Here is a 20701-nt window from a genome sequence, read left to right on the forward strand (position 1 = left end):
TCATAACGCCTTTCAAGGCGGGCTCAAGCCTCGCCCAGCGCCCGCATGCTCGCGGTGAAACGCCGGCCGATCGCCTCGCGCGCCACATGGCGGCCGCCCTCGACCTGCTTGCGGCCATGGACCCAGACGCAATCGACCTCGGCGCCATTGGCAAAGATCCAGCCGTCGAGCAGCGCATCGCCGTCGAGATCGAGACCGTGGCGGGTCTTCACGCTGACGAAATCGGCGGCCTTGCCCGCCGCGATGCCCGATTCGGCGCCGAGGGCGGCGGCACCGCCGATCAGCGCACCGTCAAATAGAGCACGGCCAGTCGAGCCGCCGGGTGCGGCCAGCACGTTGCGGGCGCGGTGGAAGAGGCGCTGCGAATATTCGAGCTGGCGCAGTTCATCCGGCAGGCCGATCAGCACATTCGAATCCGAGCCGACGCCGTAGCGGCCGCCGGCGGCGAAGAAGTCGGTCGCCGGGAAGGTGCCGTCACCCAAATTGGCTTCTGTGATCGGGCAAAGGCCGGCAATGGCACCGGCTTTTGCCATGCCGCGCGTCTCGGCTTCCGTCATGTGCGTGGCGTGGATGAAGCACCAGCGGCCGTCGACCTTCTGGTTGTCCAGCAGCCATTCCACCGGACGGCGGCCGGACCAGGCGATGCTGTCCTCCACTTCCTTCACCTGTTCGGAAATGTGGATATGGACAGGCGTGTCGCCGGCCATGGCGACGACGTCGGTCAGCTCCTCCGGTGTGACGGCGCGCAGGCTGTGCGGCGCGACACCCGTGATGCCTTCGGGCAGTGCATTGGTCAGCGCCCGGCAGCGCTCCAGCAGGCGACCGTAGGATTGGCGGTCGTTGATGAAACGGCGCTGCCCCTCGCCCGGCGCCGTGCCGCCGAACCCGGCATGGGCGTAGAAGACCGGCAGCAGCGTCAGCGCGATACCCGTCGCGGACGCAGCGGACGCAATGCGCGCGGCCATCTCGGCGATATCGCCATAGTATCCGCCGTCCTTGTCGTGATGCAGATAGTGGAACTCGCCGACGCGGGTGAAACCGGCCTCCAGCATTTCGACATAGAGCTGTCCGGCAACGGCCTCGACGTCGTCGGGCGTCATGGACAGTGCGAAGCGGTACATGACGGTGCGCCAGCTCCAGAACGAATCGCTGCCGGGGCCGCGCATTTCCGCAAGGCCCGCCATGCCGCGCTGGAAGGCGTGGCTGTGCAGGTTCGGCATGCCCGCGACGATGGTGTCGTGGCGCTCGTCTCCCTCCACGGATGAAGCACCGATCTCGACGGATGCGATTCGACCGCTTTGGACGGTGATCCGCACGTCCTTCGCCCAGCCATTGGCGAGCAGCGCCTGCCTTGCATGAATGACGGCCATTGCCCGTCCCTCCCTTCCCGATTGTACCTGCCTGACGCCGAACCGGTAAAATGGCTCTTGCGTCCCTTGTGATTATGTATATACATTATATTCATCACAGGGAAGAGGCAATCACCATGACGGCAACGGAAAAGGACACGGCCCGCGTCTGGCGCAATGCACGGCTCGCGACGCTCAAGGAAAGCCTGCCGGGTCTCGGTATCGTCGAGAATGGCGCGATTGCCGTGGTGGACGGTCGCATCGCCTATGCCGGACCGGAAGCCGACTTGCCCGCCGAATTTTCCACGGCCGAAAGTGTGGATTGCGAAGGCCGCTGGATCACCCCGGGCCTCGTCGACTGCCACACCCACCTCGTCCATGCCGGCGACCGCGCCCATGAATTCGAGCTGCGCCTTGCCGGTGCCTCCTACGAGGAGATCGCGCGGGCCGGCGGCGGCATCGTCTCTTCCGTCAAAGCATTACGTGAAGCGAGCATAGACGACCTCGTGCGCCAGACGCTGCCTCGCCTCGACGCGCTGATCGCCGAAGGCGTGACGACGGTCGAGCTGAAATCCGGCTACGGCCTCGACACGGAAAACGAGGTGAAATCGCTGCGCGCCGCCCGCCGCGTGGCCGACGAGCGCGACATCACCGTGCGCACCACCTTCCTCGGGGCGCATGCGCTGCCGCCGGAAATGAAGGGCGACAAGGCGGCCTATATCGACAAGGTCGTGAACGAGATGCTGCCGGCCGTCGCCGCCGAGGGTCTTGCCGACGCCGTCGACGGCTTCTGCGAGGGCATTGCCTTCTCGACCGATGAAATGAAGCGGGTCTTCGATGCCGCCAAGGCGCATGGCCTGCCGGTGAAACTGCATGCTGACCAGCTTTCCAACCTGCATGGCGCAGCGCTTGCCGCCGATTACGGTGCGCTTTCGGCCGATCACCTCGAATATACCGACGATGCCGGTGCTGCCGCCATGGCGAAAGCCGGCACCGTCGCCGTCATCCTGCCCGGCGCCTTCTACTTCATCCGCGAAACCAAGAAGCCGCCGATCGATCTTTTCCGCAAGCACGGCGTCAAGATGGCCGTCGCCACCGACAGCAATCCCGGCACCTCGCCGTTGACCTCCCTCCTCCTCACCATGAACATGGCCGCAACCCTCTTCGGCATGACCGTCGAGGAATGCATCGCCGGCACGACGCGCGAAGCCGCGCGCGCGCTCGGCCTGGTCGATGAGGTGGGGACGCTGGAGGCTGGAAAGTGGGCCGACTTCGTCCTTTGGGACATCGGCCGGCCGGCGGAACTGGTCTATCGCATGGGCTTCAACCCCATGTTTGCCCGTATCCGCAGCGGACATTGATCACTCTTTGCGCAGCCGCGCGCTGCATCGGGAAATAAACATGACCATCACGCTTCACCCGGGCTCCGTGCCCCTGAAAACGCTTGAGACCATCTACTGGACCGGCGAAGCCACCAGGCTTGACGCGTCTTTCGACGCCGGCATCGAAAAGGCCGCCGCCCGCATCGCCGAAATCGCCGCCGGCGACGCGCCGGTATATGGCATCAACACCGGCTTCGGCAAACTCGCCTCCATCAAGATCGCACCGGGCGATGTCGCTACGCTCCAGCGGAACCTGATCCTGTCGCATTGCTGCGGCGTCGGAAAGCCGCTGTCGGAAAACATCGTGCGCCTCATCATGGCGCTGAAGCTGATCTCTCTCGGCCGCGGCGCTTCCGGCGTGCGCATGGAGATTGTCCGTCTTCTAGAGGCCATGCAGGCCAAGGGCGTCATTCCGGTCATTCCCGAGCAGGGCTCCGTCGGCGCCTCCGGCGACCTCGCACCGCTCGCCCATATGGCAGCGGCGATGCTCGGCGAAGGCGAAGCTTTCTATGCCGGCGAACGCCTCTCCGGCGGCGAAGCCCTCGCCAAAGCCGGCCTGAAGCCCGTCGTTCTCGCCGCCAAGGAGGGCCTTGCCCTCATCAACGGCACGCAGGTCTCCACCGCGCTGGCGCTGGCCGGCCTGTTCCGCGCCCACCGCGCCGCCCAGGCCGCCCTCGTCACCGGCGCGCTCTCCACGGATGCCGCGATGGGATCGTCCGCACCGTTCCATCCCGATATCCATACGCTGCGCGGCCATCAGGGCCAGATCGACGCCGCCGCCGCACTGCGTGCGCTGCTTTCCGGCTCCGTCATCCGCGATAGCCACATCACCGGCGACGAGCGCGTGCAGGATCCCTATTGCATCCGCTGCCAGCCGCAGGTCGACGGTGCCTGCCTCGATCTCCTGCGCTCGGCCGCCCGCACGCTGGAAATCGAAGCCAATGCCGTCACCGACAACCCGCTGGTCCTCTCCGACAACAGCGTCGTCTCGGGCGGCAACTTCCACGCCGAGCCCGTCGCCTTCGCGGCCGACCAGATCGCCATCGCCGTCTGCGAAGTCGGTGCCATCGCCCAGCGTCGCATCGCGCTGCTCGTCGATCCCGCCCTGTCCTTCGGCCTGCCGGCCTTCCTCGCCAAGAAGCCGGGGCTCAATTCCGGCCTGATGATCGCGGAAGTCACCTCGGCCGCGCTGATGAGCGAAAACAAGCAGATGGCGCATCCGGCCTCGGTCGACTCGACGCCGACCTCCGCCAACCAGGAAGACCACGTTTCCATGGCCTGCCACGGCGCCCGCCGCCTGCTGCGCATGACGGAAAATCTCTCCGCCATCGTCGGCATCGAGGCGCTTGCCGCCGCTCAGGGCATCGAGTTCCGCGCGCCGCTTACCACCAGCCCGGAGCTGCAGAAGGTCATCGCGGCGCTGCGCACCGTCGTCGCCACGCTCGAGGAAGACCGCTACATGGCGCCGGACCTCGCGAGCGCCGGCACGTTCGTCACCTCGGGTGCGCTGGCCGCGTCCGTCTCCAAGGGCATCCTGCCGGTTTTGGGAGCGTAAGGTGGCGGTCTTCGAGACCCATCAGGGCACCTCGCCCGTCATTCTGGCCTTCCCGCATACCGGCACGGATGTCCCGGCCGATATCTGGGCGCGCCTGAACGACAACGGCCGTATCCTCGCCGATACGGACTGGCATATCGAACGCCTTTACGACGGCTTGCTGGCGAACGCGACGACCGTGCGCGCCACGTTCCACCGCTATGTCATCGACGCCAACCGGGATCCAGCCGGCGTCAGCCTCTATCCCGGCCAGAACACGACGGGCCTCGTTCCGGAAACGGATTTCGACGGCACGCCGATCTGGAAGGACGGCGAGGCGCCGACCGAAGCCGATATCGCCTATCGGCTCGCCAGTTTCCACGCGCCCTACCACGCGGCGCTGGCCGCCGAAATCGAGCGCGTGAAGGCGATCCACGGCGTGGCGATCCTCTACGATTGCCACTCGATCCGCTCGCGGATCCCCTTCCTGTTCGAAGGCCGCCTGCCGGATTTCAACGTCGGCACCGATATGGGGCGAACCTGCGACACGGCGATCGAAACGGCGACCTACGAGGTCTGCGCTTCGGCCGAAGGGTACACCAGCATCCTCAACGGCCGCTTCAAGGGCGGCTGGACGACGCGCCACTATGGCAAGCCGGAAACCGGTGTGCACGCGATCCAGATGGAGCTTGCACAGGTCAGCCACCTTGCCACGGAGGTTCCGCCCTTCGATCTCGACGCGGCGAAGGCCGAAAAGCTCCGCGTCCCTCTCAAAGACATCCTGCAACGCATCGAGGCGCTTGCCTCCACCCTGACACGCTGAACCGGGAGAACAGCCAATGACCGCCAATCCTCGCCACAACATCCGCGACGTGCGCGCCGCCACCGGCACCGAACTGACCGCCAAGAGCTGGATGACCGAAGCGCCGCTGCGCATGCTGATGAACAACCTGGACCCTGATGTTGCGGAAAACCCGCATGAACTGGTGGTCTATGGCGGCATCGGCCGCGCCGCCCGCACCTGGGCCGATTTCGACAAGATCGTCGCATCGCTGCGCGATCTCGAAGAAAACGAGACGCTGATCGTGCAGTCCGGCAAGCCGGTCGGCATCTTCCGTACGCACAAGGACGCCCCGCGCGTCCTGATCGCCAATTCCAACCTCGTGCCGCACTGGGCGACGTGGGATCATTTCAACGAGCTGGATAAGAAGGGTCTTGCCATGTACGGCCAGATGACGGCCGGCTCGTGGATCTATATCGGCTCGCAGGGTATCGTGCAGGGCACCTACGAAACCTTCGTGGAAGCCGGCCGCCAGCACTACAACGGCGACCTCAAGGGCAAGTGGATCCTGACCGGCGGCCTCGGCGGCATGGGCGGCGCCCAGCCGCTCGCCGCCGTCATGGCCGGTGCCTCCTGCCTTGCCGTCGAGTGCAATCCCGACTCAATCGAATTCCGCCTGCGCACCCGCTACATCGACGAAAAGGCCGAAACGCTCGACGAAGCGCTGGCGATGATCGACCGCTGGACCAAGGCCGGTGAAGCCAAGTCCGTCGGCCTGCTCGGCAACGCCGCCGAAATCCTGCCGGAAATGGTCCGCCGCGGCATCCGCCCCGACATGGTCACCGACCAGACCTCCGCCCACGACCCGATCAACGGCTACCTGCCCAAGGGCTGGACGATGGCCGAATGGAAGGCCAAGCGCGAAAGCGACCCGAAGGCCGTCGAAAAGGCCGCCCGCGCCTCCATGCGCGAGCATGTCGAAGCCATGATCGCCTTCCAGGACATGGGCATCCCGACCTTCGACTACGGCAACAACATCCGCCAGGTCGCCAAGGAAGAAGGCCTCGAAAACGCCTTCGCCTTCCCCGGCTTCGTGCCGGCCTATATCCGTCCGCTGTTCTGCCGCGGCATCGGCCCGTTCCGCTGGGCGGCCCTGTCCGGCGATCCGGAGGACATCCGCAAGACCGACGCCAAGGTCAAGGAGCTGCTGCCCGACAACAAGCACCTGCACAACTGGCTCGACATGGCCGCCGAACGCATCGCCTTCCAGGGCCTGCCGGCGCGCATTTGCTGGGTCGGCCTCGGTGATCGTCATCGCCTCGGCCTCGCCTTCAACGAGATGGTCAGGAACGGCGAACTCAAGGCCCCGATCGTCATCGGCCGCGACCACCTCGATTCGGGCTCAGTCGCCTCGCCGAACCGCGAGACGGAATCGATGAAGGACGGTTCGGACGCCGTGTCCGACTGGCCGCTGCTCAACGCGCTGCTCAACACCGCATCCGGCGCGACCTGGGTGTCGCTCCACCACGGCGGCGGCGTCGGCATGGGCTTCTCGCAGCATTCGGGCGTCGTCATCTGCGCCGATGGCACGGATGCGGCGGCCGAGCGCCTCAGCCGCGTGCTGTGGAACGACCCGGCGACGGGCGTCATGCGCCATGCCGATGCGGGCTATGACATCGCTCTCGATTGCGCCCGCGAAAAGGGCCTGCGCCTGCCGGGCATCCTCGGCAACTGATGGCGAAGCTCCTTCGCAACGCCGACCATCGCCGCATGCCGTGGAAGAACGGCGGTGGCGAGACGGTCGAGGTGATCGTGCATCCGGAAGGCGCAAGCCTTTCGGATTTCGGCTGGCGCGTCTCGATGGCGACGGTGGCGAGCGACGGACCGTTCTCGGTCTTTCCCGGCATCGACCGCACGCTGGCCGTGCTTTCCGGCGACGGGATGGGCCTTTCCATCGAAGGGCTTGGCGACCGGCTGCTGACGCCGGTCTCCATGCCGCTGCCCTTCCCCGCCGATGCGCCTACCTCAGCGCGCCTGACCGGCGGGCCGATCACCGATCTCAACGCGATGACGCGGCGCGGTGTCTTCGGCCACACGCTCACGCATCACGTCGTCACGGGCTCGACGACGCTTCCGGCATCGTCAGGCGAACGCCTGCTGCTGGCGCTCGAACCGCTCGGTGTTTCCACGGCGGAAGGCCTGATCGGCCTCCAGCCGCTCGATGCCCTGGTGCTCCACGGTTCGGAGAAAGCCGACGTGCTGGCCGCTGGCGAGACGACGGCCTTCTATCTGGTAGAAATCACTCCGGCCTGAGCCATCGGCGCAAGCGATTTCCTTGTCCGCCCCCCTGCGGAGTGCTACCTCCCGGCACATCCATTTTTGCCGGGAGACATTTTCATGAGACATCGCAAATTCGGCCGCACGGGTTTCACCACCACGGATATCGGTTTCGGCGCCTGGCAGATCGGCGGCGCCTGGGGTGACGTCAGCGAGGCCGATGGCCGCGCTGCCCTCAATGCCGCGCTCGATGCCGGCATGAGCTTCATCGATACCGCCGACGTCTATGGCGACGGCCGTTCGGAAAAGATCATCGCCGATGTGCTGAAGGATCGCGGCGGCCAGCGCCCGATGGTCGCCACCAAGGCCGGCCGCCGGCTCTCGCCGCATGTCGCCGACGGCTATACCAAGGCCAATCTCGAAGGCTTCATCGATCGCAGCCTGGAAAACCTCGGAGTCGATCGCCTCGATCTCGTGCAGCTGCATTGCCCGCCGACCGACGTCTATTATCGCCCCGAGGTCTTCCAGGCGCTGGACGAGATCAAGGCCGCCGGCAAGATCGCCAATTACGGCGTCAGCGTCGAGAAGGTCGAGGAAGCGTTGAAGGCCATCGAATATCCCGGCGTCGTCAGCGTGCAGATCATCTACAACATCTTCCGCCAGCGCCCGGCGGCGCTGTTCTTCAAGGAGGCCGCCCGCCGCCAGGTCGCCGTCATCGCCCGCGTGCCGCTGGCAAGCGGCCTGCTCTCCGGAAAGATCACGCGCGAGACGGCCTTTGCCGCCGATGACCACCGCAACTTCAACCGCAACGGCGATGCCTTCGATGTCGGCGAGACCTTTGCCGGCGTGCCCTTCGAGACCGGCCTGCAAGCCGTCGAGGAAATCCGCGCGCTGGTGCCGGCAAGCCAGACCATGGCCGCCTTCGCGCTGCGCTGGATCCTGATGGCGGACGCCGTCTCCGTCGTCATTCCCGGTGCGCGCAATGCTGAGCAGGCCGAGGCCAATGCCAAGGCGGCCGGCCTGCCCGCGATCCCGGGAGACGTCATGGAGGCCACGCGCGAGATCTACTACCGGCTCGTCGCGCCGCACGTTCAGCATCGCTGGTAAATCAAAGCGAGCGCATAAACGGAAATGATAGCCGACATCAGGTCTATCTATTTCGTTTATGCGCAGCCTCGCGCTACCGTTCTCCATCGGTCACGACAACAACAGGGGAACGACCATGAAGAAAATGCTGCTCGCACTGGCACTGGCAGGCTCCACCCTCCTTTCCGCAGCCGCTTCCGCCGAGACGCTGAAGATCGGCACGGAAGGCGCCTACCCGCCCTTCAACTTCCAGGATTCCAACGGCAAGCTCGGTGGCTTCGACGTCGAGATCGGCCTTGCGCTCTGCGAGAAGATGAAGGTGGAATGCGAAGTCGTCGGCCAGGATTGGGACGGCATCATTCCGGGCCTTCTCGCCAAGAAATACGACATGATCATCGCGTCGATGTTCATCACCGAAGAGCGCAAGAAGCAGGTCAACTTCACCGACCCCTACTATCTCGCCGCCATGACCCATGCCGCGCCGAAGAATTCCGACATTACGGATTTCACCAATGAAGGCATGAAGGGCAAGACGATCGGCGCCCAGGGCGGCACGACGCAGGCCGACTATGCCGCCGCGGTCTATCCGGACGCCGACATCAAGCTCTATCCGACGCAAGACGAGGTGAACCTCGACATGGCGAACGGCCGTCTCGACCTGCAGGTCGGCGACATGATCCCGCTTCTCGACTGGGTCACCAAGAATGACGACGGCAAGGCTTGCTGCGAACTGATCGGCGAACCGATCACCGACAAGAAATTCGTCGGTGAAGGCGTGGGCATTGCGGTGCGCCAGGAAGACAACGACCTGCGTGAAAAGCTGAACGCCGCGCTGAAGGAAATCCGCGAGGACGGCACCTACAAGAAGATCAACGACAAATACTTCTCGATCGATATCTACACGATGAAGTAAGAGCTTTGGGGCGGCTTGGCCCGCCCGGGTTCTCTTGCGAAGTCTGCTCCCTCTCCTCCGTCATGGTCGGGCTTGACTCGACCATCCGCCTTCGCGGGTGCCGCGTGGCGATGGCAGCGGGGGGCGATGTTTGTCTTCAGGTCAGGCGGCTTCGGTCGCCTGTTTCATTTCTGAACGCACACCAAGCCGCCTGCTCAGACCGCCTCGGGAAATTCTCCACCTCTTCCAAGGGACTGACGAGAAACGGAAATGGATCGAGCACGCGTCTCGGCCGGAAATCCATACGGGCTTCGACGCCCGCCGCCCGGAGATCGTCGACATAGGACCCCGCGAGCCCGCTGGTGCTAAACCGTTCCCACATATGGCATCTCCCCTTCTTTCCGGGTGCCCAATGCGCCGGAAACGGAGTTGGTTCCGCCAAAAAACGAGGTTACCGATCACATTCTTGACCGCACAAAGCAGGCGCCGCTTGCCTCTCATTGCGCTGTCATCCTAACTACACGCATGCCGATAAATCGCCTCGAACGCTTTGCCCACAACCTCGACTGGAACCTGCTGCGAACCTTTGTCGTCCTGGTGGAGGAAGGCTCGATCACCCGCGCGGCAAACCGCCTGCTTCTGCAGCAGCCCGCCGTCAGCATGGCGCTGAAGCGGCTGGAGCAATCCGTCGGCCACAAGCTGATCGACCGCAGCCCCGGCCGTTTCGAGCTCACCGAAGCCGGCGAGCGGCTGCATGCACTCTGCCACGATATTTTTTCCGCCATCGTGCGCCTGCCGGAGGCCATGGAGCCCTCCGGCGAGGACGTCTCCGGCCACATCACCATCCATGCCGTCAGCCACGCCATGAACCCGGAATGGGACCGGGCGATCGCCGATTTCTTCCGGCTGCATCCGCGCGTCACCGTGGGCGTGACCGTCGAGACGACGACGGATGTCATCCGCTCCGTCGAGCGCGGCGTCGCGACGCTCGGCCTGTCCGACGGCATCATCCCGGAAGGTCTGGAGAAGATCCCCTTTTGCTACGAGCGCTATGCGCTCTATTGCGGCCGCGCACACCGGCTATTCGGCGTGCTGGACGCCAAGTTGGAAGACCTGCGCGGCGAGCCCTATGTCAGCTTCCTCGCCGATGTACTGGGCGGGCCGCATATGGGGCCGGTGACGGCGGTGCGCGCGGTCGGCTCCTTTGGCCAGCAGGTCCGCGCGCTCGCCTTCAATGTCGAGGAGGTGCTGCGCCTCGTCGTCGCCAATGCCGGCATCGGCATGCTGCCGGCGCATCTGACCGGGGCTGCGCTGGCCGCCGGGGAACTCTGGCAATTGCCACCCTATGACGACCTGCCAGTAACGGAAACCTTCCGCATCACCAATCCCGGCTCCGCGCTCAATCCGGCGGAGCGCGCCTTCCTCACCCATATCGCGGACGTGCCGCCGTGGCGCTGGGGCGAGCCACATCAATCGAACTGATATCGGCCGTCATTGCTATAAATTTGAAAAATGCCGACGGCTTGCTTAGGCCTATTCCTTCAAGACACCGGAGGGGGCCATGCAGACTTTCGACATCGCGATCATCGGCGGCGGCATTGCCGGTATCTCGCTCGCCTATTTCCTGAGCCCGCATCGCTCGGTCGTGGTGCTGGAGCGGGAAGATGCGCTCGGCTATCACAGCACCGGCCGTTCGGCGGCGGAGTTTACCTTGCGTGACAATGCGCCGCTGGTGAATGCGCTTGCCCGCGCTAGCCACGCCTTCCTGATGGAACCGCCCGCCGGCTTTGCCGATGTGCCGCTGCTTATCGAACGCGGCAGCATCATCCTCGGCATCGAGGACAAGGCGACACTGGTGCGCGAGCGGTTTGAGCAGGCAAAGGCGCTCGGCATCGCCGTCGAATGGCTGGATGAGGCCGCAATGCTGGGCCGTGCGCCGATGTTGAAGCCCACCTATGCCGCAGCCGCCTATTTCGACCCCGACTACTGGGACATCGAGGTGGACGCCCTGCTGCAATCCTATGCCCGCCATGCCCGCCGCCACGGTGCGCAAATTCTCGAAAAGCGGCAGCTGACCGGTTCCCGCCGTGTCGGGGATCGATGGCTCATCGAGACGAACGAGGAGACGATCGCGGCCGGTACGGTGGTGAATGCCGCCGGTGGCTGGGCGGATACGGTCGCCGAGCTCTGCGGCATCACTCCCATGGGGATCGTGCCGCACCGGCGCACTGCCATCACCGTCGACCTGCCCGAGGGCATCGACGCCAGCCGTCTGCCCGAGATCAACGAGGTGGAGGAAATCTTCTACTTCAAGCCGGAGGGTGGCCGTCTGCTCGCCTCGCCTGCCGATGCCACGCCGTGCGAAGCCGCCGACGTGCAGCCGGAGGAGCTCGACGTCGCCTATGCCGCCCACTATGTCGAGGAGGCAACGACGCTCAATGTGCGCCGCATCTTCAAGAGCTGGGCCGGCCTACGCAGTTTTTCCGCGGATCGCCTGCCCGTCATCGGCCCGGCCAAAGATGCCGAAAATTTCTTCTGGCTCGCCGGCCAGGGCGGCTACGGCATCCTCACCTCGCCCGCCCTCGGCAGCCTCGCCGCCGCCCTTCTGACGCAAAGCCCGGTGCCCGAGCCGCTGGCCCGCGAGGGTATCGGAGCTGACACCTTCAGTCCCGCACGCTTCCCCTGAAACGAAACGGGCGCCACAAGGGCGCCCGTTCTGGTTTTAGGCTTCCGCCGCCGGCGTACCGGCCGGCCGCGTTGCGCTGCGATCCTTCCAATACCGGTTGAGGAACAGCAGGATCGGGCCGCCGATATAGATCGACGAGGTCGTCGCGACGATGACGCCGAACAGCATCGGCCAGGCGAACGGTTTTACCGTATCGCCACCCCAGATCGCCATCGGCAGCAGCGAGACCGCGACGGCGAGCGAGGTGAAGATGCATCGCATGACCACCTGGTTGATCGACAGGTCGATCAGGTCCGAGAACGGCATCGACTTGTACTTGCGCATGTTCTCGCGCATGCGGTCGTAAACAACCACCTTGTCGTTGACCGAGTAGCCGATCAGCGTCAGCACGGCGGCGATGGCCGTCAGGTTGAAGTCGATCTGCATCAGCGAGAAGAAGCCGATCATCTTGGTGATATCCAGGATCAGCGTCGCAATGGCGCCCACGGCGAAGTGCCACTCGAAGCGCCACCAGATGTAGATCAGGATCGCCAGCATGCCGAGGCCGACGGCCAGGAAGCCGGAACGGGCAAGCTCGGTGGAAACCGTCGGGCCGACCACTTCCGTGCGCTCGAAGCTCGCATCCGGGATCACTTCGGCAACGCCGTCGCGGATCTTCTGGAGCGCTGCGGTCTGCACCTCTTCGCCGCCCGGCTGGCGCTGGACGCGCACGAGCACAGACGTGCCCTGGCCGAATTCCTGCAGCGCCACTTCGCCGAGGTTCAGGCCTTCCATCTTCTCGCGCAGCGGCGCGAGGTTGATCGGCGTCTTGGACGTCGCCTCCACCTGGATACCGCCGACGAAGTCGATGCCGTAGTTGAGGCCCGGCGTGAAGAACAGGATGATCGAGCTCGTCGAGATGAAGGCCGACATGGCGATGGCGATGTAGCGGCCGCGCATGAAGGAGAAGGTCGGAATGGCCCAAACCTGGCCGAACATCGAATGGATATCGATCTTCTTCATCTTCCGGCGGCTGACCACTTCGCGCATCAGGAAGCGCACGAACGTGATGGAGGTGAACATCGAGATCGCAAGACCGATGATCATGGTGATCGCGAAGCCGCGCACCGGGCCGGAGCCGAACATGAAGAGCAGAATCATGCCGACCATGGTCGTCATGTTGCCGTCGACGATGGTGGCATAGGCCTTGTTGAAGCCGACATCGAGCGCCTTCATGGCGCCTGCCCCGCCCGCCGTCTCTTCCCGGATACGGGCGTTGATGAGGATGTTGGCGTCCACGGCCATGCCTATGCCGAGGATGATACCGGCGATGCCGGGCAGCGTCAGCGTCGAGCCGAGAATGCCGAGTAGGCCGATCGTCAGGATCGTGTGCAGAACGAGGCCGAGATTGGCGATAAGACCCCAGGAGCCGTAGAGCACCTGCATCATCACCACGACGGCGGCAAGGCCGGCGAGACCGGTATAGAGGCCCATGCGGATCGAGTCGGAGCCGAGGTTCGGACCGACGGTGCGCTCTTCGATGATGGTGAGCGGGGCCGGCAGGGCACCGGAGCGCAAGAGCGCCGAAAGAACGGTCGCTTCCTGCGGGTTGAAGTTGCCGGAGATCTGGCCCTGGCCGCCGATGATCGGCTCGCGGATGACGGGCGCGGTCAGCACCTTGCCGTCGAGAACGATGGCGAAAGGCTTGCCGACATTGGCCTGCGTGATTTCAGCGAACTGGCGTGCGCCGGTCGAATCGAAGCTGAACGAGACGATCGGCTCGCTCGTGCGCTGGTCGAAGCCGGCCTTGGCATCCGCCAGACGGTCGCCCGAGATCGCGACGCGCTCTTCGACGGCATATTTGTTGTTGTCGTTGGCGCCGGGCAGGATGAGCACCCCGCGCGGCGCGACGCCGTTCGGATCCACGGTCTGGTCGACCATGTGGAAGCTCATCTGTGCGGTCGAGCCGAGCAGCTGGCGCAGGCGTGTCGGGTCCTGAAGGCCCGGCAGCTGCACAAGGATGCGGTCGCCGCCGACGCGCTGGATGAGCGGTTCGGCAACGCCGACCTGGTCGACACGGCGACGGATGATTTCAAGGCTCTGCTCGACGGCGGCCGACATGCGCTCGTTGATGCCGGCTTCCGTCAGCGTGACATTGATCACGAGGTCGGTGTTAGCGACGTCGATATCGGAAGAACCGCCGCCGAAGCCGAGCGTCGAGGTCGGCGCGGCAAGCTTGCGCACCTCCGGCAGGACCTTGTCGAGTGCGGCCTGGTCGGGCAGCGTGATCGTCAGGGTCGTGCCGTTGAGACGAGCGGCCGAGGCACGCTCGCCGGCGGTGCGCAGGATGGCGCGCGTGTCGTTCAACAACGAATCCATGCGCGCCTTGCGCAATGCTGCGGAATCCACTTCGAGCACGAGGTGCGAGCCGCCCTTCAGGTCGAGACCGAGGGTGACGGGGTTGGCGGGTAGATACCGCCCGTATTTCGCCTGCTGCTCAGGCGTCAGCACGTTCGGCACGGCCGCGAGCATCCCGAACAGGATGATGGCGGCGGAGACAAACAATGCCCATTTGGAGGTTTTCATGGGGTCGTTCCATTTCAACTGCGGGAAAGGCGCGACCACAAGCCGGCGCCCTCCATGGGATCGGGAATTTCAATCAGATGGCGCGCGCATCGGCACCACAAGGCCTCAGGCAGCAAAGACCGGAGGCGCGCGGCTGCGGAAAGATGCGGGGCGACCCGTCGCGGGTGCGCTATCATCGACAAGGACGGCGGCGACATTCGAGGCAACTTCGAACGGGTAGAGCAGAAGGCCGACGCCGGGAACAAGCGCCTTGCCGGCACCCTCGCCTTCCGGGAGGCCGGTCTTCGCCTTGGCGATCCGCCGTTCGGCATGGCCATTGGCCGGAAACCACAGTTCGTCACCCGCCGCAGAGAGCGGCGACGGCGCGACACCGCCCTCGGCGGCCGTGCGCTGGGGATGACGCGGAGCGTCTCCCGGCAGCGAAAACTGCGAGAGGAACACGGTGAAGAGCAGCACGAGGAAGCTGGCGGGTGCAAAACCCCGCTCCCACATCCTTGCCTCTTTACCGGTTCTGCCTGTCATTCCCGTCCGTTTCTTCGAAGGCGGGGCATGGCGCGAAGCGGGTTCGCAGCAATGCCGATGGTGCGCCAAGAACCATTTACGCCCTGCCAAGTCAAGTTCAGGGGTTAACGGTTCCTTGCCATGCCTGACGTTTCAGCCCTCAGAGATGATGGATCGTCACGTCGGGGCAGGCCTGGCGGGCGAGATCGCAGAGATGCTGGTGATGCGTGAGGTAGATCACCTGCCCGCCCGTCGCCATGCCGCCCATCACCCTGAGCGCATTGAGGGCGCGGCCGTCGTCGAAGGTCTCCATGATATCGTCGGCGATGAAGGGCACGATCTCGCGGCTGGCGGCGATCTCGTGATAGCCCGCGACGCGCAGGGCGAGATAGAGCTGGAAGCGCGTGCCTTTGGAGAGGTCCTTCGCCAGTTTCGAGGCGCCGGAGGCCGCATTGGCGACGAGGAATTCGCCCTCTTTCTCCAGCACCGTCGAAAGGCCGGCATATTCGCCGCCGGTGATATCGCGGAAGGTTTTCGACGCCCGCTCCATCATGGCGCTGCGATGGCGCTCGCGGTATAGCCGCAACGCCTGCTCGGCCGCCAGAATGCCGGCCCGCGTCGCCATGTAGCGCCGCGATTTTTCCGCGAGATCCACCAGGGCCGTGCGCCGCCGCTCCTCCAGCACCGCCGCCGCATCGCTGCCGGCGACTTTTGCCAGGGCTTCCTCGGCCCGCGCCCGCGCGACATGCTGCTCCTCGACCTGCCTGTCGAGATCATCGAGCCGCGCGGCGAGATCAACCTTCTCCGCCACAAGCTGGGTTTCGTCGACAACAGCCAGAAGCGCTTCCGCTTCGTCTATCGTGCCGGCGCGCATCTGCTGAACGAGATCACGCCCGACCTCCGAGATGCGGCTGCGAAGATCGTCGCGCTGCCGGTGGGCCTCGAGCAGGACTTCGGCTTCGGCGAGGCTGTCGCAGCCGAGAAAGGCGAAGATTTCGCCAAGCCGCGCGCTCAGCACGGCGCGGCGCTCGTCGAGCGCCCTCTCCTCGTCGTCCAATCTGACCAGCATGTCATCGATGGCGTTCGCCCGGTCGCGTACCGTCTTGGCTTCGGCAAGGCGGCGGTTGATGGCAGCGACGGCGGCGAGCGGATCGTCCGCGTCGAAGGGATGCGAAAGCGTTTCGGCAAGCCGGCGTGCGTGATTACCGTAATCCTGTTGGTCCCGTTGCATCGCCGCGATACGGTGATCGAATTCGGCGCGACGCTCGACATTCTGTGCCAAAGCCTGCATTCCGGGCAGCAGAGCGGCGACGCGCTCCGGCTCAGCGGGAGCGGCCTCCGTCGCCAGCCACGTGCCGGCGATCGACTGTTGCCAAGCTTCCAGCCAGGCAGCATCGGCAGCCTCCGCCTCCCTGGCTGCCCTGCCCCGCGCCTCGACGTCCGCCGTCGCGCGATCAAGCCGCTCGATTGCCGTCAGCCGTTGCGTCTGCGCCGCTTTCAGGGCGTCCTGCCTGTCCTCGGCGAGGAACAGCATTTCCTCAAAGCTCGTGTCCTCCGTCGCGCCATCCGGCAGGAAGTGCGCAAGGCGGGCCGAGATATCGCGGGCTTCGTTCTCGACAAGTCCGGCGTCGACCATCAGACGGTCCAGCGCCGCAGCCTTCTCCAGTGCGAGCGCACGCCGCTCCAGCCAGGCGGACAGATCCTGAAGCGTCCAACCAGCCGGAAGGCCTGCGCTTGCGACGCATGCAGCAACCTCGCCCTCGGCTTTCGCCACGGCCTGCTCGAACCGCACCGTTTCGCGCATAAGCATTTCGAGCCGGGTGGCTCCTTCGGCAACGGAGCGCTCCAGCAGGCGGTTTTCGGACAGGCGGTCGGCATTGCGCAGCCGTGCCTCGCTGGCGCGGTCGTCGTCCTGCATCCGAGCCTCGAAAGCGGCGGCCGTCTCGCGGTCTAGACGGGCGAGATGGGCCTGCCAGGCCGCATCGCGCAGGGCGCGGAGCTGGCCGGCCTGCTCGTCGCCCGCCGCCCCCGTTGCCGCCACCAGCGCAGCCAGCATGGCCTTCGAGGAAATGGCCTCGCGTTCGGCCGTCATAATCTGCTCACTATGCCGGCGAAGCGCCTCCGCCGCAGTCTCCTGCCGCCGGTGCAGGTCTTCCAGCACCGATGCGGTCGGCACGGCCATGCCTTGCAGCGCGGCATCCGTGCCGGACCATGGTGCAAGTTGCGTCCTTGCTGTATCCGCCTCCCGCCGTGCCAGCGCGACGAGGCGGCGGCTTTCACGCAGGCGCGCGGGAAGATCACCCGAGCGGGCAGCACGCAGGGCAGCGGAGAGCGCGGATTGCGTTTCGTCGTCGCTGCCCGCCTCCACCCCGGCAAAAGCTTCCGCTTTCTGGCGCGCGGCCTCCCGCGTCTCTTCCGCGTCCCTCAACTCGCGACGCGCAATCTCGTAACGCTCGGCGAGCGCCGCACGCCGGGAAAGCAGGCCGGTCAGGCGCTCGGCAAGACCGCCGGGCAGCACTATATCGGCGGGATCCGTCTGCGCCGGAAGGTCCAAGGCCTGGATGTTTGCCGCAATCGTCATGGCGAGCCTGTCGCGGTCGGCGATGCGGGAGGCAAGGTCCAGCGTGGCTGTGCGGAACCGCGCCTCCAGCGCAGAGCCGGAGAGTGCCGCAAGGTCCGCCTCAACGGCGAAAACCGCGTCGTCCTGCGCAAGCCCGGCCTGTTCGGCCATGCAGCGCTCGCGCTCACCAAGCATACGCGCCGCGCGGGCCGCGATTTCCGCCTCCTCGCGGGCGAGCTCGCCCGTCAGCCCGCGCCAGGTTGCGGGCGGCGTCTCGCCGAGCTCGAAAGCGCCGAGTTCCATGCGCAGCGCCCGCAGGCGCGCGAGAGAGGGCAGCGCGGTCAGGCAGCGTTCGGCCTGCTGGAGGGCGGCGCGTGCGGCAAGACGGGCCGCGGTCACCGCCTCGTGGTGCCCGGCGGCGGCATCGCGTTCGCGCACCAGAATGCCGTAGTCGCGCGCCGCGATGTCGAGCGCCTTGCGCTCGGCGGCGAGCGCCTCGATTTCGGCTTTCAAGGCGGAGAGCCCATGCCGGCGGCCGGCGGGACGGTAGAATTCGTCGGCCTCAGCCTTCAGCGCGGCAAGGCTGGACGCCATGTCGGAGAGGCCGGAGCTGGCGGAAAACAGCATGGCACCGAGTTCGCCCTCGCTCTTCAGAATGTCCTCGCCGCCCTTTTCGATGCTTTCGTCATCGAGCGAAAACATCGTGCGATAGGCATTGCGGTCCATGCCGCCGAGCACGGCGGCGAAGAGCGTATCCGGCAAGGGCCGGTCGTCGGCGGTGACCAACGAGGCCTGATTGCGCTTCAGGCGATAGGCTTCGTGATGCTCCGTGCCGACGGAGAAGCGGCAACCGACACGCATCAGTGGATAAGGATGCAGGAAGCCATAGGCGCTGGTGCGCTCAATGCCGAAGAGCACGTCGAGATAGGCGGAAAACAGCGTCGACTTGCCGGCCTCGTTGGGGCCGTAGACGAGGTGGAAATCCGGCTTGCCGGGTTGCGCCGCGCCAAAATCGAGGCTGCGCTCGGTGAACTTGCCGTAGCGGGTGAGATCGAGGCGGTCGAGACGCATCAGGCCCTCTCGCCTTCGCTGCCGAGGCGCGCCAATACGGCATCCGATCCCTCCAGCGCGAGGTCGGTAAGCAAAGCCTCCTCCGCCGCCTCGTCGCCCGCCAGCAGGCTGCGCGCCTCCTTGGGCAGCTGGCGCAGCACATCCGCCAGCGTCTCGCGCAGTTCCGCGCGATAGGCATCGGTCGTCACGACATCCTCGCGCATCAGCCGGGCGAGTTCGGTAATCGGCCCCGCATCGACACCGGCACCGGCAAGCGGCGCGGACACGGCAAGCTCCACGGCCTCGATCCAGCATTCGCCGAGCGAGGCCGCAAGGTTCTGCACCTCGCCGAGCAACAGGTCTTCATCGCGTCGCAAACGCCAGGCGAGCGGGGTTGCTCCCGTCATGGCAAGGCGCGCGACGAGATGGGCGCCATTGGCTGCCTCGCGGGCCTTGGCGAGCGTTGCTTCCGTGCAATCGAGCATGCCGGGCCAGTCATCGATGCCGGAAAGATCGACGGACAGCCGCTCGAACACCGCGACGGCGACGGGACGCTCCTCGCAGATGATGATGCCATCCTCGCCGATCGTGGCGAGCGTGACGCCCTTGCCACCCCCTTCGTTGATATCGCGGCCCTGCGGATTGCCGGGCATGACGATCCACGGCTGCTCGTGATGCACGCGCCGCTGGTGGATGTGGCCGAGCGCCCAATAGTGGAAACCGTGGGCGGCCAGTTCCGCGACGCTTGTCGGTGCATAGGGATCGTGACGGCTGCCGCCGGCAAGGCTCGTATGCAGCATGCCGATATTCACGGCATCGGCGACGGGTGCGCGAAAGGTCGGCAACAGCGAAGTCGGGGCATGCGGCTGGGCGAAGCTGACACCATGCACATGGATTTCCCGGCCGTTTGCCAGCGCACCAGCCTTGACCGGTTTGCCGCGTCCGTCGAAGAGATGCACGTTGGGCGGAAAGGTCAGTTCGCGGGTGATCTGCGACTGGGCATCGTGGTTGCCGCGGATGAGGAAGACACGGATACCCGCCGCATCCAGCCGCCGCATTTCCCCCATCAGAAAGAGCGCGGTGGCCATCGAGGTCTGCGCGCCGTCATAGAGATCGCCGGCGATCAGGACCGCATCCACCGCCTCACCGATGGCAAGGTCGACGATGCGTGAGAGCGCCTTGCGCGTCGCGCCGCGCACGAGGTCGCCGAGCTCGGCATTGCGCAGCGCCAGCGACGAAAGCGGCGAATCGAGATGCAGGTCTGCGGTGTGAATGAAGCGGAAAGGCATGGCCGGACAATCGCCTCCCCCCTCTTCCGGGTCAATGCTTGCAGGCCAAAGGGGACCTTTATGCAGGGGGAAATCACCCCACCCTGAAAAGGGCGTCGAAAAATCGAGAATAATGCTGGCGGCATGACCGTTCGCATTTACAGCGATCGTTCAATATCTATGATCAAATTATCCGAAAAACTTCGTGATCATTTGACATGGTCCCTCATAATACCTATATTCCACCTCATGAGTAGCACGATAGAAATCTCCCAAGGCATGTTCAAACTCTACCATCAGGTGAGCCGCCTGGTGAACGAGTGCATGATGGACGAAGGTGTGTCGCTCGCCCGCAGCAAGTTCCTGCTTCTTCTAGAATGCCAGGGCCCCCAGCGGTCGACCGATATTGCCTGCGCCCTTGGTTTCGCACCTCGTACGGTGACGGAAGCGATCGATGGTCTTGAACGCGACAAGCTGGTCAAGCGCGATCCCGATCCGAAGGACCGCCGTGCCAAGATCGTCTCGATCACGGATATGGGCCGGACCGTCATTTCGGCCGCCCAGCAGCCGCAACACAAGACGATCGAAGCGATCTTCGCCGTTCTGACCGAAGATCAGAAGCAGCACATGAAGGAAATCATCCGCTGTCTCAGCGAGAAGACCGAAGAGCTGCAACGGGAACGCGACAAGGACGAGGGCAATGCCGGTGTGGCGCCCGTGCGTTCACTGCAAGCCGTGAGCTAGTTTGAACAGTATGACAATCGAAAAGG

15 protein-coding genes are annotated in these 20701 nt (G+C 65.2%); 10 read left to right on the forward strand and 5 right to left on the reverse strand.

Translation table 11 applies throughout. The annotated features are described in order from the left end of the window. Positions 1 to 23: 23 nt before the first annotated feature. Positions 24 to 1370, reverse strand: a complete 1347-nt coding sequence (locus tag ACOZKU_RS00210) for a formimidoylglutamate deiminase (protein ID WP_421577149.1) — start codon at positions 1368 to 1370, stop codon at positions 24 to 26. Between the two features lie 116 nt (positions 1371 to 1486). Between ACOZKU_RS00210 and hutI the strand changes: the two genes are divergently transcribed. From hutI to ACOZKU_RS00255, 9 genes are all read left to right on the forward strand, one after another. Further along, positions 1487 to 2710, forward strand: coding sequence for an imidazolonepropionase (hutI, locus tag ACOZKU_RS00215; protein ID WP_421577150.1), 1224 nt, complete (start codon positions 1487 to 1489; stop codon positions 2708 to 2710). A 40-nt stretch (positions 2711 to 2750) separates the two neighbouring features. Continuing rightward, on the forward strand, positions 2751 to 4286 hold the full coding sequence (hutH, locus tag ACOZKU_RS00220) for a histidine ammonia-lyase (RefSeq protein WP_421577151.1): 1536 nt from the start codon (positions 2751 to 2753) through the stop codon (positions 4284 to 4286). 1 nt (position 4287) lies between these two features. Further along, complete coding sequence (gene hutG, locus ACOZKU_RS00225; RefSeq protein ID WP_421577152.1) at positions 4288 to 5088, forward strand: N-formylglutamate deformylase; 801 nt, start codon at positions 4288 to 4290, stop codon at positions 5086 to 5088. Between the two features lie 16 nt (positions 5089 to 5104). Then, positions 5105 to 6781 carry a urocanate hydratase gene (hutU, locus tag ACOZKU_RS00230; RefSeq protein ID WP_421577153.1) on the forward strand — a complete coding sequence of 559 codons (1677 nt, stop codon included), beginning with the start codon at positions 5105 to 5107 and terminating at the stop codon, positions 6779 to 6781. Beyond that, a complete protein-coding gene (locus tag ACOZKU_RS00235; protein ID WP_421577154.1) occupies positions 6781 to 7359 on the forward strand; it encodes a HutD family protein in 579 nt (192 codons plus the stop codon). Before hutU ends, ACOZKU_RS00235 begins: the two co-directional genes overlap by 1 nt. Positions 7360 to 7443: 84 nt before the next feature. Then, entirely contained in the window at positions 7444 to 8430 is a 987-nt protein-coding gene (locus ACOZKU_RS00240) for an aldo/keto reductase (RefSeq protein ID WP_421577155.1), read from the forward strand. 115 nt (positions 8431 to 8545) lie between these two features. Next, positions 8546 to 9322 carry a transporter substrate-binding domain-containing protein gene (locus tag ACOZKU_RS00245; protein WP_421577156.1) on the forward strand — a complete coding sequence of 259 codons (777 nt, stop codon included), beginning with the start codon at positions 8546 to 8548 and terminating at the stop codon, positions 9320 to 9322. Positions 9323 to 9826: 504 nt separating this feature from the next. Continuing rightward, on the forward strand, positions 9827 to 10783 hold the full coding sequence (locus ACOZKU_RS00250) for a LysR family transcriptional regulator (RefSeq protein WP_421577157.1): 957 nt from the start codon (positions 9827 to 9829) through the stop codon (positions 10781 to 10783). Between the two features lie 79 nt (positions 10784 to 10862). Beyond that, the gene (locus ACOZKU_RS00255) at positions 10863 to 11987 is read left to right on the forward strand and encodes an NAD(P)/FAD-dependent oxidoreductase (protein WP_421577158.1); all 1125 of its coding nucleotides are present in this window, start codon (positions 10863 to 10865) and stop codon (positions 11985 to 11987) included. A 36-nt stretch (positions 11988 to 12023) separates the two neighbouring features. On the opposite strand, the gene secD is transcribed toward ACOZKU_RS00255, so the two are convergent. The 4 genes from secD to ACOZKU_RS00275 form a co-directional block, all read right to left on the reverse strand. Next, complete coding sequence (secD, locus tag ACOZKU_RS00260; protein ID WP_421577159.1) at positions 12024 to 14552, reverse strand: protein translocase subunit SecD; 2529 nt, start codon at positions 14550 to 14552, stop codon at positions 12024 to 12026. 105 nt (positions 14553 to 14657) lie between these two features. Then, complete coding sequence (locus tag ACOZKU_RS00265; protein WP_421577160.1) at positions 14658 to 15074, reverse strand: hypothetical protein; 417 nt, start codon at positions 15072 to 15074, stop codon at positions 14658 to 14660. 139 nt (positions 15075 to 15213) lie between these two features. After that, on the reverse strand, positions 15214 to 18684 hold the full coding sequence (locus ACOZKU_RS00270) for an AAA family ATPase (RefSeq protein WP_421577161.1): 3471 nt from the start codon (positions 18682 to 18684) through the stop codon (positions 15214 to 15216). Further along, positions 18684 to 19952, reverse strand: coding sequence for a metallophosphoesterase family protein (locus ACOZKU_RS00275; RefSeq protein WP_421577162.1), 1269 nt, complete (start codon positions 19950 to 19952; stop codon positions 18684 to 18686). The genes ACOZKU_RS00270 and ACOZKU_RS00275 overlap by 1 nt, the downstream gene beginning before the upstream one ends. Before the next feature lie 258 nt (positions 19953 to 20210). Here ACOZKU_RS00275 and ACOZKU_RS00280 point away from each other — a divergent pair, with 258 nt between their 5' ends. After that, positions 20211 to 20675, forward strand: coding sequence for a MarR family transcriptional regulator (locus ACOZKU_RS00280; protein ID WP_314088207.1), 465 nt, complete (start codon positions 20211 to 20213; stop codon positions 20673 to 20675). Positions 20676 to 20701: the final 26 nt, after the last annotated feature.

This window comes from Shinella sp. M31, from assembly GCF_049199205.1.
Classification (GTDB): Bacteria; Pseudomonadota; Alphaproteobacteria; order Rhizobiales; family Rhizobiaceae; genus Shinella.